This is a genomic window from Streptococcus sp. CCUG 71758 (assembly GCF_011714815.1).
GTDB classification, from domain to species: Bacteria; Bacillota; Bacilli; order Lactobacillales; family Streptococcaceae; genus Streptococcus; species Streptococcus halitosis.
This window is the reverse complement of record NZ_RXXO01000001.1, coordinates 632,755-648,131: the sequence shown is the minus strand read 5'-3', so window position 1 is coordinate 648,131 and position 15,377 is coordinate 632,755. Positions and strand designations below refer to the sequence as shown.

Annotated in this window: 16 protein-coding genes; 15 read left to right on the top strand and 1 reads right to left on the bottom strand. The window is 41.2% G+C overall.

All coding sequences use genetic code 11. The annotated features are described in order from the left end of the window. Positions 1-100 precede the first annotated feature (100 nt). The 5 genes from EKB01_RS03245 (at position 101) to ffh (ending at position 4,917) form a co-directional block, all read left to right on the top strand. Positions 101-1,210 carry an AI-2E family transporter gene (locus EKB01_RS03245; protein WP_007519455.1) on the top strand — a complete coding sequence of 370 codons (1,110 nt, stop codon included), beginning with the start codon at positions 101-103 and terminating at the stop codon, positions 1,208-1,210. Positions 1,211-1,437: 227 nt separating this feature from the next. Continuing rightward, complete coding sequence (gene tuf / locus EKB01_RS03240) at positions 1,438-2,634, top strand: elongation factor Tu (RefSeq protein ID WP_001040715.1); 1,197 nt, start codon at positions 1,438-1,440, stop codon at positions 2,632-2,634. Positions 2,635-2,775: 141 nt separating this feature from the next. Further along, positions 2,776-3,108, top strand: coding sequence for a putative DNA-binding protein (locus EKB01_RS03235; RefSeq protein ID WP_000402068.1), 333 nt, complete (start codon positions 2,776-2,778; stop codon positions 3,106-3,108). Positions 3,109-3,110: 2 nt separating this feature from the next. Beyond that, on the top strand, positions 3,111-3,326 hold the full coding sequence (locus EKB01_RS09375; RefSeq protein WP_084938541.1) for a 2-oxoglutarate:acceptor oxidoreductase: 216 nt from the start codon (positions 3,111-3,113) through the stop codon (positions 3,324-3,326). Positions 3,327-3,345: 19 nt separating this feature from the next. Then, positions 3,346-4,917, top strand: coding sequence for a signal recognition particle protein (gene ffh, locus EKB01_RS03225; RefSeq protein ID WP_084938540.1), 1,572 nt, complete (start codon positions 3,346-3,348; stop codon positions 4,915-4,917). A gap of 73 nt (positions 4,918-4,990) precedes the next feature. Here the strand turns inward: ffh and guaA are convergent, their stop codons facing one another. Next, positions 4,991-6,553 carry a glutamine-hydrolyzing GMP synthase gene (gene guaA, locus EKB01_RS03220; RefSeq protein WP_084938539.1) on the bottom strand — a complete coding sequence of 521 codons (1,563 nt, stop codon included), beginning with the start codon at positions 6,551-6,553 and terminating at the stop codon, positions 4,991-4,993. A 140-nt stretch (positions 6,554-6,693) separates the two neighbouring features. Between guaA and EKB01_RS03215 the strand changes: the two genes are divergently transcribed. The 10 genes from EKB01_RS03215 to atpD all read left to right on the top strand — a co-directional run bounded on the left by EKB01_RS03215 (position 6,694) and on the right by atpD (position 15,374). Beyond that, a complete protein-coding gene (locus EKB01_RS03215; RefSeq protein ID WP_084938538.1) occupies positions 6,694-7,392 on the top strand; it encodes a GntR family transcriptional regulator in 699 nt (232 codons plus the stop codon). Positions 7,393-7,528: 136 nt separating this feature from the next. After that, entirely contained in the window at positions 7,529-8,815 is a 1,287-nt protein-coding gene (locus tag EKB01_RS03210) for a U32 family peptidase (protein ID WP_084938537.1), read from the top strand. Between the two features lie 14 nt (positions 8,816-8,829). Next, the gene (locus EKB01_RS03205) at positions 8,830-9,141 is read left to right on the top strand and encodes a CHY zinc finger protein (protein ID WP_007521764.1); all 312 of its coding nucleotides are present in this window, start codon (positions 8,830-8,832) and stop codon (positions 9,139-9,141) included. Between the two features lie 222 nt (positions 9,142-9,363). After that, a complete protein-coding gene (locus EKB01_RS03200) occupies positions 9,364-9,564 on the top strand; it encodes a F0F1 ATP synthase subunit C (protein ID WP_001054551.1) in 201 nt (66 codons plus the stop codon). 32 nt (positions 9,565-9,596) lie between these two features. Next, positions 9,597-10,313 (top strand): F0F1 ATP synthase subunit A, encoded by a 717-nt coding sequence (gene atpB / locus EKB01_RS03195; protein ID WP_000392938.1) that lies wholly within the window; start codon positions 9,597-9,599, stop codon positions 10,311-10,313. An 18-nt stretch (positions 10,314-10,331) separates the two neighbouring features. After that, positions 10,332-10,826: a F0F1 ATP synthase subunit B gene (atpF, locus tag EKB01_RS03190; RefSeq protein WP_033584140.1), complete on the top strand. Its 495-nt coding sequence runs from the start codon at positions 10,332-10,334 to the stop codon at positions 10,824-10,826. Beyond that, on the top strand, positions 10,826-11,362 hold the full coding sequence (locus tag EKB01_RS03185) for a F0F1 ATP synthase subunit delta (protein WP_167265659.1): 537 nt from the start codon (positions 10,826-10,828) through the stop codon (positions 11,360-11,362). The genes atpF and EKB01_RS03185 overlap by 1 nt, the downstream gene beginning before the upstream one ends. Before the next feature lie 14 nt (positions 11,363-11,376). Beyond that, positions 11,377-12,882 carry a F0F1 ATP synthase subunit alpha gene (gene atpA / locus EKB01_RS03180; protein WP_167265657.1) on the top strand — a complete coding sequence of 502 codons (1,506 nt, stop codon included), beginning with the start codon at positions 11,377-11,379 and terminating at the stop codon, positions 12,880-12,882. A gap of 15 nt (positions 12,883-12,897) precedes the next feature. After that, complete coding sequence (locus EKB01_RS03175; protein ID WP_000301225.1) at positions 12,898-13,776, top strand: F0F1 ATP synthase subunit gamma; 879 nt, start codon at positions 12,898-12,900, stop codon at positions 13,774-13,776. 191 nt (positions 13,777-13,967) lie between these two features. Further along, positions 13,968-15,374: a F0F1 ATP synthase subunit beta gene (atpD, locus tag EKB01_RS03170; RefSeq protein WP_070535203.1), complete on the top strand. Its 1,407-nt coding sequence runs from the start codon at positions 13,968-13,970 to the stop codon at positions 15,372-15,374. Positions 15,375-15,377 lie beyond the last annotated feature (3 nt).

Sequence of the window (15,377 nt, the reverse complement as noted above, 5' to 3'; positions counted from 1 at the left end):
GCTTTATTTTATCATAAAGAAAAAAAATATTCTCGCTTTTTTACTAAAGCCATCTTATCTTTTTCAGAAATATGATAAAATAGAGAGAAGGAGGATACCTATGTTCCGTAGAAACAAATTATTTTTTTGGACAGCTGAAATTTTATTATTAACACTCATTTTCTATCTTTGGAGAGAAATGGGGGCCATCATTACTCCCTTTGTGACGGTTGTTAATACCATCATGATTCCATTCTTGTTAGGCGGATTTTTTTACTACATTACAAATCCAATCGTTACCTTTTTGGAAAAGAGATGTAAGATTAATCGTCTAATTGGTGTCTTGGTCACTCTCTGTGCTTTAATTGGTGCTATCGTTGTAGGCGTTGTTTATCTCTTACCGATTCTGATTAATCAGTTGACCAGCTTGATTATTTCTAGTCAAAACATCTATAGTAGACTACAAGATTTAATCATTGATTTGTCGATGAACCCTATTTTCCAGAATATCGATATTCAACAAACAATTCAACAGTTAAATCTCTCCTATGTGGATATCCTCCAGAATATCCTTAATAGCGTCAGCAATAGTTTAGGAAGTGTTCTTTCAGCCTTGTTTAGTACAGTTCTGATTCTCATTATGACCCCTGTATTCTTGATTTATTTCTTGTTGGATGGTCATAAGTTGCTACCAATGTTGGAACGTACTGTCTTAAAACATGACAAATTGAATCTTTCTAGCCTTTTAACCAATCTCAATACAACCATAGCGCGCTATATCAGTGGAATTGCGATTGATGCTGTTATTATCGGATGTTTAGCCTATATTGGTTATAGCGTTATCGGATTAAAGTACGCTCTTGTTTTTGCTATTTTCTCTGGAATCGCAAATTTAATTCCTTATGTTGGTCCAAGTATTGGCTTGATTCCAATGGTGATTGCCAATGTGTTCACGGATCCTCATCGTATGTTGATTGCGGTTGCTTATATGCTTATTATTCAGCAAATCGATGGAAATGTTCTCTATCCACGTATCGTTGGAGGGGTTATGAAAGTGCATCCGATTACGATTTTGGTGCTCCTCTTACTGTCAAGTAATATCTACGGCGTCATAGGGATGATTGTAGCAGTGCCAACCTACTCTATTCTCAAAGAAATCACTAAGTTCTTGGCGAAATTATATGAAAATCATAAGGAAGCTAAAGAACTGGAAAAATCAGAATCCATTTAGAATCAGGGGAACCTGATTTTTTTGTGAGCATAATACCGCTAGAATGAAATAAGCTTGAATTGTATAAAGAAGCAGAAGAACAGCACTTTGTAAGATTCAGATTAATTCATAAAATATGTGTAAAACACTTGCAATTTAGCAGAAATTTGATAAAATAGTAAGGAAAGTTAGACTGTATTGCCTACTGTCTATCTATAAAATATATTTTATTGGAGGCTTTTACTCAAATGGCAAAAGAAAAATACGATCGTAGTAAACCACACGTTAACATTGGTACTATCGGACACGTTGACCACGGTAAAACTACTTTGACTGCAGCTATCACAACTGTTTTGGCACGTCGCTTGCCTTCAGCAGTTAACCAACCTAAAGACTATGCGTCTATCGATGCTGCTCCAGAAGAACGCGAACGCGGTATCACTATCAACACTGCGCACGTTGAGTATGAAACTGCAAAACGTCACTATGCTCACATCGACGCTCCAGGACACGCGGACTACGTTAAAAACATGATCACTGGTGCCGCTCAAATGGACGGAGCTATCCTTGTAGTAGCTTCAACTGACGGACCAATGCCACAAACTCGTGAACACATCCTTCTTTCACGTCAAGTTGGTGTTAAACACCTTATCGTCTTCATGAACAAAATTGACTTGGTAGACGACGAAGAATTGCTTGAATTGGTTGAAATGGAAATCCGTGACCTCTTGTCAGAATACGACTTCCCAGGCGACGATCTTCCAGTTATCCAAGGTTCAGCTCTTAAAGCACTTGAAGGTGATACTAAATATGAAGACATCATCATGGAATTGATGGATACTGTTGATGAGTACATCCCAGAACCAGAACGTGATACAGATAAACCATTGCTTCTCCCAGTCGAAGACGTATTCTCAATCACTGGACGTGGTACTGTTGCTTCAGGACGTATCGACCGCGGTACTGTTCGTGTCAACGACGAAATCGAAATCGTTGGTATCAAAGACGAAACTAAAAAAGCAGTTGTTACTGGTGTTGAAATGTTCCGTAAACAACTTGATGAAGGTCTTGCCGGAGATAACGTAGGTGTACTTCTTCGTGGTATTCAACGTGACGAAATCGAACGTGGACAAGTTATCGCTAAACCAGGTTCAATCAATCCACACACTAAATTCAAAGGTGAAGTCTACATCCTTACTAAAGAAGAAGGTGGACGTCACACTCCATTCTTCAACAACTACCGCCCACAATTCTACTTCCGTACTACTGACGTTACAGGTTCAATCGAACTTCCAGCAGGTACTGAAATGGTAATGCCTGGTGATAACGTGACTATCGACGTTGAGTTGATCCACCCAATCGCCGTAGAACAAGGTACTACATTCTCTATCCGTGAGGGTGGACGTACTGTTGGTTCAGGTATGGTTACAGAAATCGAAGCTTAATTCGATTAAGTTCCCAGAAGAACAATTATTTAAGTCAGACACTAAAAGAATCTTGCCTTGCAAGGTTCTTTTTTTGTTCTTGATCTATTTAAAGTGCTCCTACTCTAGCAGTATAATCGTTTTTTTGGTATAATAAAGGTTATGGAAATCGAAAAAACCAATCGTATGAATGCGCTTTTTGAATTTTATGCTGCGCTTTTGACAGACAAGCAGATGAACTATATTGAACTCTACTATGCTGATGACTACAGTCTTGCTGAGATTGCTGAAGAGTTCGGTGTCAGTCGTCAAGCTGTTTATGATAATATCAAGCGGACGGAAAAGATTCTAGAAGATTATGAGATGAAACTGCACATGTATTCGGACTACATTGTCCGCAGTCAGATTTTTGACCAGATCTTGGAGCGTTATCCCAAGGATGACTTTCTGCAGGAGCAGATAGAAGTTTTAACAAGCATTGATAATAGAGAATAAGTGTGGGAAGTATAGTCATCTACAAAGGTATACCCTGTACACTATTAGCTGCTGAGGACCCTTTTCCCATAAGACTACAAATCCTCTCACCTGATTCTATCTCCCGAGCTTTTCAAGAGGGATTTAGCTGTTGGGGATATCCAAATGAGATAATGAAAGAAGTCACTCCAGAAGAACTTGTTTGTTTACAAGATTTTGGACGTTTTCCACCGAATTAATGAAACATAGGAGAAAAAAATGGCATTTGAAAGTTTAACAGAACGTTTACAGAACGTCTTTAAAAATCTACGTAAAAAGGGAAAAATTTCTGAGGCTGATGTCCAAGAAGCAACCAAAGAGATTCGTTTGGCCTTGCTGGAAGCTGACGTTGCCTTGCCTGTTGTAAAGGATTTTATCAAGAAGGTTCGTGAGCGTGCAGTAGGGCACGACGTCATTGATACCCTTAATCCAGCACAACAGATTATTAAAATCGTTGATGAGGAACTGACGGCTGTTTTAGGTTCCGATACGGCAGAGATTATCAAGTCACCAAAAATTCCAACCATTATCATGATGGTCGGTTTGCAAGGGGCTGGTAAAACGACCTTTGCTGGTAAGCTGGCTAATAAACTCAAGAAGGAAGAAAATGCTCGTCCTTTGATGATTGCGGCAGATATTTATCGTCCAGCAGCCATCGATCAGCTGAAAACACTTGGACAGCAGATTGATGTTCCTGTTTTCGCTCTTGGAACAGAAGTACCAGCTGTTGAGATTGTTCGACAAGGTTTGGAGCAAGCACAAGCCAATCATAACGACTATGTCTTAATCGATACGGCAGGTCGTTTACAGATTGATGAACTTCTCATGAATGAGCTTCGTGACGTAAAAGCATTGGCCCAACCAAACGAAATTCTACTTGTAGTGGACGCCATGATTGGTCAGGAGGCGGCTAATGTTGCCCGTGAGTTTAATGCTCAGTTAGAAGTGACTGGTGTTATCCTTACCAAGATTGATGGGGATACTCGTGGTGGTGCGGCTTTGTCTGTTCGCCACATCACTGGTAAACCTATCAAGTTCACTGGTACGGGTGAAAAGATTACAGATATCGAAACCTTCCACCCAGACCGTATGTCAAGCCGTATCCTTGGCATGGGGGATATGCTGACCTTGATTGAGAAAGCTTCTCAGGAATACGATGAGCAGAAGGCCCTTGAAATGGCTGAAAAGATGCGTGAAAACACCTTTGATTTCAATGATTTCATTGATCAATTGGATCAGGTGCAAAACATGGGACCGATGGAAGACTTGCTCAAGATGATTCCAGGTATGGCTAACAACCCTGCCCTTCAAAATATGAAGGTGGATGAGCGCCAGATTGCGCGCAAACGTGCCATCGTGTCTTCTATGACTCCTGAAGAGCGTGAAAATCCTGATTTGTTAAATCCAAGTCGTCGCCGTCGTATCGCTGCAGGTTCTGGAAATACCTTTGTTGAAGTCAATAAATTCATCAAGGACTTTAACCAGGCCAAACAGCTCATGCAAGGTGTCATGTCTGGTGATATGAACAAGATGATGAAACAAATGGGAATCAATCCAAATAACCTTCCTAAAAATATGCCAAATATGGGAGGAATGGATATGTCTGCCCTTGAAGGCATGATGGGACAAGGCGGCATGCCAGATATGTCAGCTCTTGGAGGAGCTGGAATGCCAGATATGAGCCAGATGTTTGGTGGAGGACTTAAAGGTAAAATCGGTGAATTTGCCATGAAACAGTCTATGAAACGCATGGCCAACAAAATGAAAAAAGCGAAGAAAAAACGCAAATAAAAAAGGAAAGCAGAAGTGCTTACCTTAAAAAGAACTCTGAATCGGATTCAGAGTTCTTTTGTGTTTGATTGGTTTATTCCCACTCAACAGTTGCAGGTGGTTTACTTGTAATGTCGTAGACGATACGGTTAACGTGATCTACTTCATTTACGATACGTACAGAGATCTTTTGAAGGACTTCCCAAGGGATCTTAGCAAAGTCAGCTGTCATACCATCAATAGAAGTGATGGCACGAATAGCAATCGTGTAGTCGTAAGTACGACCGTCACCCATAACACCGACTGAACGAACGCCTGTGTTGACAGTAAAGTATTGCCAGATATCGCGGTCCAGACCAGCTTTAGCGATTTCTTCACGAAGGATAGCATCAGACTCACGAACAGTTTCTAGTTTTTCTTCAGTGATTTCACCCATGACACGGATAGCGAGTCCTGGTCCTGGGAATGGTTGGCGCCATACGATGTGGTCTGGCATACCAAGCTCTGTACCGAGGGCACGGACTTCGTCTTTATAAAGAGTGTTCAATGGTTCAATCAATTCAAACTGCATGTCTTCTGGAAGACCACCTACGTTGTGGTGTGATTTGATGGTTTGAGCAGTATCTGTACCAGACTCAATCACGTCAGTGTAAAGCGTTCCTTGAGCAAGGAATTTCACATCTTTTAGCTTACTTGCTTCGTCATCAAAGACATAAACAAACTCGTTACCGATGATTTTCCGTTTTTGTTCAGGGTCAGAAACGCCAGCAAGTTTGTCAAGGAAACGTTTTGAAGCATCAGCTTTGACAATATTCAAACCAAACTTACCACCAAGCATGTCCATAACTTGGTCAGCCTCTCCCTTACGGAGAAGACCGTGGTCTACAAAGATACAGATTAATTGATTACCGATTGCTTTTTGGAGAAGAACTCCAACAACAGAAGAGTCAACACCACCTGATAGACCGAGAAGAACACGCTTGTCACCTACAGTTTCACGGATTTTCTTGATCTGCATATCGATAAAGTTGTCCATTGACCAGTCGCCTTTAGCTTTACAGATGTTAAGGGCAAAGTTGCGAAGAATATCATTTCCGTATACAGAATGGCGAACTTCTGGGTGGAATTGGATACCATAGATGTGCTTGTCAGGGTTTTCAATAGCTGCATAAGGACAGTCAGCAGAAGTTCCAGTACGAACGAAATCAGCTGGAATCTCTGTAACCGCATCGCCATGGCTCATCAAAACAATCTGTTCTTCAGGAGTCCCTTCAAAGAGGGCAGAAGTGGTATGGGTAAGTGGTGATTGGCCATACTCGCGGTTACCAGCATCACCTGCAGGTACAACTTTTCCTCCAAGTTTATGAGTTAAAAGTTGCATACCATAGCAGATTCCTAAAATTGGAATGCCAAGTTCAAAAATTTCTGGGTCAATATCAAATGAACCATCTTCGTATACAGAGTTTGGTCCACCAGAGAGGATAATCCCTACAGGGTTAATCGCACGAACTTCTGCGGCTGAGATTTTGTGACTTTTTAGCTCTGAAAAAACACCAATTTCACGAATACGGCGTGAAATCAGCTGGTTGTATTGGCTACCATAGTCCAGCACGATGATTTTTTCGACATCTTGCAGATCAGTTGAAATGTTGCTCATCTTTTTCCTTTCTCAAAAGAAATATCTTTTTCAATATTTTATCACAAATGAGAGCGAATTACCAACTAAACAAAGGGAAGTTTGACTTTTCCTAATTAAATACGGTACAATAGAGAAAATAAAGAAAAGAAGTGAAAAGCATGTTACCAGCTTATATGAAAATCCACGATCAGATAAAAAAAGATATCGACGAGCATCGTTGGATGATAGGAGAAAGGCTTCCAAGTGAACGGGATCTTGCAGACCAGTTTCAAGTTAGCCGGATGACCTTGCGACAAGCCATCTCTCTCTTGGTTGAGGAGGGAGTTTTGGAGCGTCGTGTAGGAAGCGGAACCTTTGTTTCTAGCACTCGAGTTCAAGAAAAAATGCGTGGAACCACTAGTTTTACGGAGATTGTCAAATCTCAGGGGAAAGTACCTTCCAGCCAACTCATTTCTTACAGAAGAACCATTCCCAACGAGCAGGAAGTGGCAAAACTTGGGATTTCACCAACTGATAATATCATCCGTATGGAACGGGTTCGGTATGCTGATCAAGTTCCGCTTGTTTATGAAGTGGCTTCGATTCCAGAAAAGTTTATTAAGAATTTTAAAAAAGAAGAAATAACCAGTCATTTCTTTCAGACCTTGCAAGAACATGGTTACCGAATTGGAAAATCCCAACAGACCATTTATGCGAGATTGGCTAAGGAAAAGATTGCCCATTACTTAGAAGTCGAAAAAGGGCATGCCATTTTAGCCTTGACTCAGGTTTCCTATCTCGATGATGGGACAGCTTTTGAATATGTTAAGAGTCAGTATGTGGGTGAACGTTTTGAATTTTATCTTGAAAACAACTAGTCTCAGAAGACTAGTTTTTCGTTTCTAAGAAGATTAGAATTGTCAAAACAATCTGCCTAGGCTTGATTTTATTCATTATTTACTATAAAATGAGAAGGAAAAACGTCAAACTTTTATATTGCAAATAGGAGAAAAAATGACAAAAACATTAAAACGTCCTGAGGTTTTATCACCTGCAGGGACTTTAGAGAAGCTAAAAGTAGCTGTTCGATATGGTGCAGATGCGGTCTTTATCGGTGGTCAAGCCTATGGGCTTCGTAGCCGTGCTGGAAACTTTACCTTTGAACAGATGGAAGAAGGCGTGCAGTTCGCCGCTAAATACGGTGCCAAGGTTTATGTGGCTGCCAATATGGTCATGCATGAAGGAAATGAAGCTGGTGCTGGTGAATGGTTCCGTAAGTTGCGTGATATTGGAATTGCGGCAGTTATTGTATCAGATCCAGCCTTGATCATGATTGCAGCAACAGAAGCACCAGGTCTTGAAATCCATCTTTCAACTCAAGCCAGTGCGACCAACTATGAAACGCTAGAGTTCTGGAAAGAACTGGGTCTAACTCGTGTGGTTTTGGCTCGTGAAGTTTCAATGGAAGAATTGGCAGAGATTCGCAAACGTACAGATGTTGAGATTGAGGCCTTTGTCCATGGTGCTATGTGTATTTCTTACTCAGGTCGCTGTACGCTTTCAAACCACATGAGTATGCGTGATGCTAACCGCGGGGGGTGTTCTCAATCTTGCCGTTGGAAATACGACCTCTACGACATGCCCTTTGGCCAAGAACGCAAGAGTCTTAAAGGTGAAATTCCAGAAGAATTTTCGATGTCAGCCGTTGACATGTCTATGATTGATCATATTCCAGATATGATTGAAAATGGTGTAGATAGTCTAAAAATCGAAGGTCGTATGAAGTCAATCCACTATGTTTCAACAGTAACCAACTGTTATAAGGCGGCTGTGGATGCTTACCTTGAAAGTCCAGAAAAATTTGAAGCTATTAAACAAGACCTGGTAGATGAGATGTGGAAGGTTGCCCAACGTGAATTGGCAACAGGTTTCTACTATAGCACACCTACAGAAAATGAACAGTTATTTGGCGCTCGCCGTAAGATTCCTGAGTACAAGTTTGTCGCTGAGGTGGTTTCTTATGATGAAGCAACCCAGACAGCAACCATTCGTCAACGGAACGTAATCAACGAGGGCGACCAAGTTGAGTTTTATGGTCCAGGTTTCCGTCATTTTGAGACCTATATTGAGGATCTTCACGATGCCAAAGGAAATAAAATCGATCGCGCTCCAAATCCAATGGAACTCTTGACCATCAAGGTTCCACAGCCTGTGCAAGCAGGTGACATGGTCCGTGCTCTGAAAGAAGGACTTATCAACCTCTATAAGGAAGACGGGACAAGTGTCACAGTTCGTGCATAGATAAGGAAAAGTGAATGAATCAAGCACAAGGTTTATTGGTAGATGATGAAAGTAGGTGTATTCATTACCATGGCGAAAAGGATATTGTTTCACTCCAGTGTTATGAATGCAAGAAATACTACGCATGCTATCAGTGTCACAATGCGATGGAGACACATATATTTTCACCCTACCCCTTGACGCTTGCGGAGGATCGACCGATTTTATGTGGGGTTTGTAAGAGGATAATGACTTTCCAAGAATACCAAAAGCAGATAGCCTGCCCTTATTGCAAATCTCCATTTAATCTAAGTTGTAAACAACACTATTCCTACTATTTCAAATAAACTGAATCTATCCAAGTTCTAAACTTGGATTTTTCAATTTATCTCGGAAAATGTAGAAAAAGTGGAAACACATTTCGTCATAAAATGAGAAACTTATCTATACTGTAGTATAAAAATAGAAATAAATCATCTGAAACGCTTTCAACGTAAGTAAAAAGTTGACAAAAACAAATTTTAGGACTAAACTAAGTAAGTAAATTTTAAATAAAAGGAGAATTCATCATGAATTTAACATTTTTCGGTCTATGTCTTGCCTGTATGGGTGTATCTCTTGCAGAAGGATTTTTGATGAACGGTTTGTTCAAATCTGCAGCACGCCAACCAGATATCATCCCACAATTGCGTAGTTTGATGATCATGGGGATTGCCTTTATCGAAGGAACATTCTTTGTAACCTTGGCGATGTCATTTGTCATTAAATAGACAACTCTATTTAGAAATGGAGGTGTCAAACCATGGAAGAAAGTTTGAATCCAACCGTTAATATTGGACCAATATCCTTTGATTTGACCCTGCTTGCCATGTCTCTTGTAACTGTTTTGATGGTTTTTGCCTTTGTCTACTGGGCAAGTCGTAAAATGACCATCCGTCCAAAGGGCAAACAAAATGCTCTTGAGATGATTTACGACTTTGTGATTGGTTTTACCAAACCAAACATTGGAGAATCATACATCAAGGATTATTCCTTATTTCTGTTTTCTCTATTTCTGTTTATCTTGGTTGCCAATAATATCGGCTTAATGGCAAAAGTACAAACAACAAACGGTTATAACTTGTGGACTTCCCCAACAGCCAACCTTGGATACGATTTATCCCTATCATTCTTGATCACTTTGATCGCCCATGTAGAAGGAGTTCGTCGTAGAGGCGTTAAAGAATATTTGAGAGCATTTGTTACACCTGGCTTTATGACTCCGATGAACATTTTAGAAGAGTTCACCAATTTTGCTTCCTTGGCGATTCGGATCTACGGAAATATTTTTGCCGGTGAGGTCTTAGCTGGATTGCTATTAGCCTTGTCACAAAATGCTTTGTATTGGTATCCTTTTGCCTTTATCGCAAACATGTTATGGACAGCCTTTTCAATTTTCATTTCATGTATTCAGGCTTATGTATTTACCATGTTGTCATCTATGTACATTGGTAAAAAAATAAATGAAGGGGAAGAGTAAGTAGAGGAGGATTAGAAGATGGATTTAACTATTAGTACCATTATCGGTGACTTTATTCTTATCGCTGGTTCCTTCCTTTTATTGATCTTTTTAGTGAAAAAATATGCTTGGGGAAATATTTCCAGCATCTTGGATGAACGTGCTGAAAAGATTTCTTCAGATATTGATGGTGCCGAGGAAGCCCGTAAAAAGGCTGAGGAACTAGCTAACAAACGTGAAGCTGAGTTAGCAGGTAGCCGTACCGAAGCTAAAACGATTATCGAGAATGCAAAGGGAACTGCTGAGAAAAGTAAAGCCGATATTTTAGCCGAAGCTAAACTTGAAGCAGGGCGCTTAAAAGAAAAAGCCAACCAAGAAATTGCTCAAAATAAAGCTGATGCTTTACAAAGTGTTAAGGGCGAGGTGGCAGATTTGACAGTTAGTCTAGCTGGGAAAATCATCTCACAAAACCTTGACAGTCATGCCCATAAGGAACTCATTGATCAGTATATCGATCAGCTAGGAGAAGCCTAATGGACAAGAAAACAGCAAAGGTAATTGAAAAATACAGCATGCCTTTTGTCCAATTAGTGATTGAAAAAGGAGAAGAGGACCGGATTTTTTCAGACTTGGATCAAATCAAGCAAGTCGCAGAAGAAACGGGCTTACCTTCTTTTTTAGCTCAGGTAGCAGTTGATGAGTCAGATAAGGAAAAAACAGTTCGTTTCTTTCAAGACTCTGTGTCACCTTTAATGCAAAACTTTATTCAAGTCCTGGTTTACAATCACAGAGCAAATCTTTTTTATGAGGTAATTGCGGATTGTTTGAATCGCCTTGAAAAAGAGACCAATCATTTTGTAGTCACGATTTCTTCAGCCCATCCTTTAACAGATGAACAGAAGGAACGTCTGCTCCCATTGATAGAGAAAAAAATGTCTCTGAAAGTGCGGAGTGTCAAAGAACAAATTGATGAAGGACTCATTGGTGGTTTTGTCATTTTTGCTAATCACAAGACAATTGATGTGAGTATTAAACAACAACTTCGAGTTGTTAAAGAAAATTTGAAATAGAAAGTGGTGTTCTTTTGGCAATTAACGCACAAGAAATCAGCGCTTTAATTAAGCAACAAATTGAAAATTTCAAACCCAATTTTGATGTATCTGAAACAGGTGTTGTAACCTATATCGGGGACGGAATTGCGCGTGCTCACGGCCTTGAAAATGCCATGAGTGGAGAGCTGTTGATTTTTGAAAACGGCTCTTATGGAATGGCGCAAAACTTGGAGTCAACAGACGTTGGGATTATCATCCTAGGTGACTTTACAGATATTCGTGAAGGCGATACCATTCGTCGTACAGGTAAAATCATGGAAGTTCCTGTTGGTGAGAGCCTTATTGGACGTGTTGTGGATCCACTTGGTCGTCCAGTTGACGGTCTTGGAGAAATCCATACTGATAAGTCTCGTCCAGTAGAAGCGTCGGCTCCTGGTGTTATGCAACGTAAGTCTGTATCAGAACCATTGCAAACAGGTTTGAAAGCTATTGATGCCCTTGTTCCGATTGGTCGTGGTCAACGTGAGTTGATTATCGGTGACCGTCAGACAGGGAAAACAACCATCGCTATTGATGCTATTTTGAACCAAAAAGGTCAAGATATGATCTGTATCTATGTAGCGATTGGACAAAAAGAGTCAACTGTTCGTACGCAAGTTGAAACACTTCGTCAGTACGGTGCCTTGGACTACACAATCGTTGTGACAGCTTCTGCTTCACAACCTTCTCCATTGCTCTTCCTAGCTCCTTATGCTGGGGTTGCCATGGCAGAAGAGTTTATGTACCAAGGGAAGCATGTTTTGATCGTTTATGATGATCTTTCAAAACAAGCGGTCGCTTATCGTGAACTTTCTCTCTTGCTTCGTCGTCCACCAGGTCGTGAAGCCTTCCCAGGGGATGTTTTCTACCTCCATAGCCGTTTGCTTGAGCGCTCAGCTAAAGTTTCTGATGAACTTGGTGGTGGTTCAATCACAGCTCTACCATTTATCGAGACACAAGCAGGAGATATCTCTGCTTATATCGCAACCAACGTGATTTCAATCACAGATGGTCAAATCTTCCTCGGTGATGGTCTCTTCAATGCGGGTATTCGTCCAGCCATCGATGCGGGTTCATCTGTATCCCGTGTAGGTGGTTCTGCACAAATCAAAGCCATGAAAAAGGTTGCTGGTACACTTCGTATCGACCTTGCTTCATACCGTGAGTTGGAAGCCTTCACTAAGTTTGGTTCTGACTTGGATGCAGCAACACAGGCTAAGTTGAACCGTGGACGTCGTACTGTGGAAGTATTGAAACAACCTGTTCACAAACCACTACCTGTTGAGAAACAAGTAACCATTCTCTATGCTTTGACACATGGTTTCTTGGATACGATTCCTGTAGATGACATTGTTCGTTTTGAGGAAGAGTTCCATACTTTCTTTGATGCTCATTATCCAGAGATTTTGGAAACCATTCGTGAAACAAAAGACTTGCCAGAAGAAGCAGTCTTGGATGCTGCGATTACAGAGTTTCTCAATCAATCCAGCTTCCAATAAGAATAGAGGTGTCAGATGGCAGTATCTCTAAATGATATTAAAACAAAAATCGCCTCAACCAAAAATACGAGTCAAATCACTAATGCCATGCAAATGGTATCGGCTGCCAAGTTAGGTCGCTCTGAAGAAGCAGCGCGCAACTTCCAAGTTTACGCTCAGAAGGTTCGTAAGCTTTTAACGGATATTCTGCATGGTAACGGATCTGCTGGTTCAACCAATCCGATGCTCATCAGTCGCCCAGTTAAGAAAACAGGCTATATCGTTATTACTTCAGACCGTGGCTTGGTTGGAGGTTATAATGCTTCCATCCTGAAAGCGGTTATGGAGTTGAAAGAAGAATACCATCCAGATGGTAAAGATTTTGAGATAATCTGTATCGGTGGTATGGGAGCTGATTTCTTTAAGGCTCGTGGTATTCAGCCAATTTATGAACTACGTGGCTTGGCAGATCAACCTAGTTTTGATGAAGTTCGTAAAATTATTTCAAAAACGATTGAGATGTACCAAAACGAACTTTTTGATGAATTGTACGTCTGCTACAACCATCATGTCAATACTCTCACAAGTCAAATGCGTGTGGAACAAATGCTTCCGATTGTTGACTTGGATCCAAATGAAGCGGATGAAGAGTATAGCTTAACCTTTGAGTTGGAAACGAGCCGTGATGAGATTCTAGAGCAGTTGTTGCCACAGTATGCCGAAAGTATGATTTACGGGGCTATTATCGATGCCAAGACAGCTGAAAATGCTGCAGGTATGACAGCCATGCAAACGGCGACCGATAATGCCAAAAAGGTCATCAATGATTTGACAATCCAGTATAACCGTGCTAGACAGGCGGCGATTACACAAGAAATTACAGAAATCGTAGCGGGGGCTAGTGCCTTAGAATAAGGCTTTGCCTCCCTCGTATGAAAATGAACTTATACTCAATGAAAATCAAAGAGCAAACTAGGAAGCTAGCTGCAGGCTGTACTTGAGTACGGTAAGGCGACGCTGACGTAGTTTGAATTTGATTTTTGAAGAGTATTAGGACCTAGTTGAGCTAGGAACCGACAGTATCTTATATAGAATAGGAGAAGGAGATGAGTTCAGGTAAAATTGCTCAGGTTATCGGACCCGTTGTAGACGTCTTGTTTGCAGCAGGGGAAACACTTCCTGAGATTAATAATGCACTTGTCGTCTACAAAAATGACGAAAGAAAAACAAAAATCGTCCTTGAAGTAGCCTTGGAGTTGGGTGATGGTATGGTCCGTACGATCGCCATGGAATCAACAGATGGTTTGACTCGTGGAATGGAAGTTTTGGACACAGGCCGTCCAATCTCTGTACCAGTAGGTAAAGAAACTTTGGGACGTGTCTTCAACGTTTTGGGGGATACGATTGACTTGGATGCTCCTTTCGCTGAAGACGCTGAGCGTCAGCCAATTCATAAGAAAGCTCCAACTTTTGATGAATTGTCTACCTCATCTGAAATCTTAGAAACAGGGATCAAGGTTATCGACCTTCTTGCCCCTTACCTAAAAGGTGGTAAAGTTGGACTTTTCGGTGGTGCCGGAGTTGGTAAAACTGTCTTGATCCAAGAATTGATTCACAACATTGCCCAAGAACACGGTGGTATTTCAGTATTTACCGGTGTTGGGGAACGTACTCGTGAAGGGAACGACCTTTACTGGGAAATGAAAGAATCAGGCGTTATCGAGAAAACAGCCATGGTATTTGGTCAGATGAATGAGCCACCTGGAGCACGTATGCGTGTTGCCCTTACTGGTTTGACAATCGCCGAATACTTCCGTGATGTAGAAGGCCAAGATGTGCTTCTCTTTATCGACAATATCTTCCGTTTCACTCAAGCTGGTTCAGAAGTATCTGCCCTTTTGGGTCGTATGCCTTCAGCCGTTGGTTACCAACCAACACTTGCTACTGAAATGGGTCAATTGCAAGAGCGTATCACATCAACCAAGAAGGGCTCTGTAACCTCTATCCAGGCTATCTATGTCCCAGCCGATGACTATACTGACCCGGCGCCAGCAACAGCCTTTGCTCACTTGGATTCAACTACAAACTTGGAACGTAAGTTGGTACAGTTGGGTATCTACCCAGCCGTTGATCCGTTGGCTTCAAGCTCTCGTGCCTTGGCACCTGAGATTGTTGGTGAGGAGCACTATGCAGTTGCTGCGGAAGTCAAACGTGTCCTTCAACGTTACCATGAATTGCAAGATATCATTGCTATCCTTGGTATGGATGAACTTTCTGATGAAGAAAAGACTTTGGTTGCACGTGCCCGACGTATCCAGTTCTTCTTGTCTCAAAACTTTAACGTTGCCGAACAATTTACTGGTCAACCTGGTTCTTATGTGCCAGTAGGGGAAACAGTTCGTGGCTTTAAGGAAATCCTTGAAGGAAAACATGACCAGTTACCAGAAGATGCCTTCCGTGGTGTCGGTTCAATCGAAGACGTCATTGCTAAGGCAGAAAAAATGGGATTTTAAGAG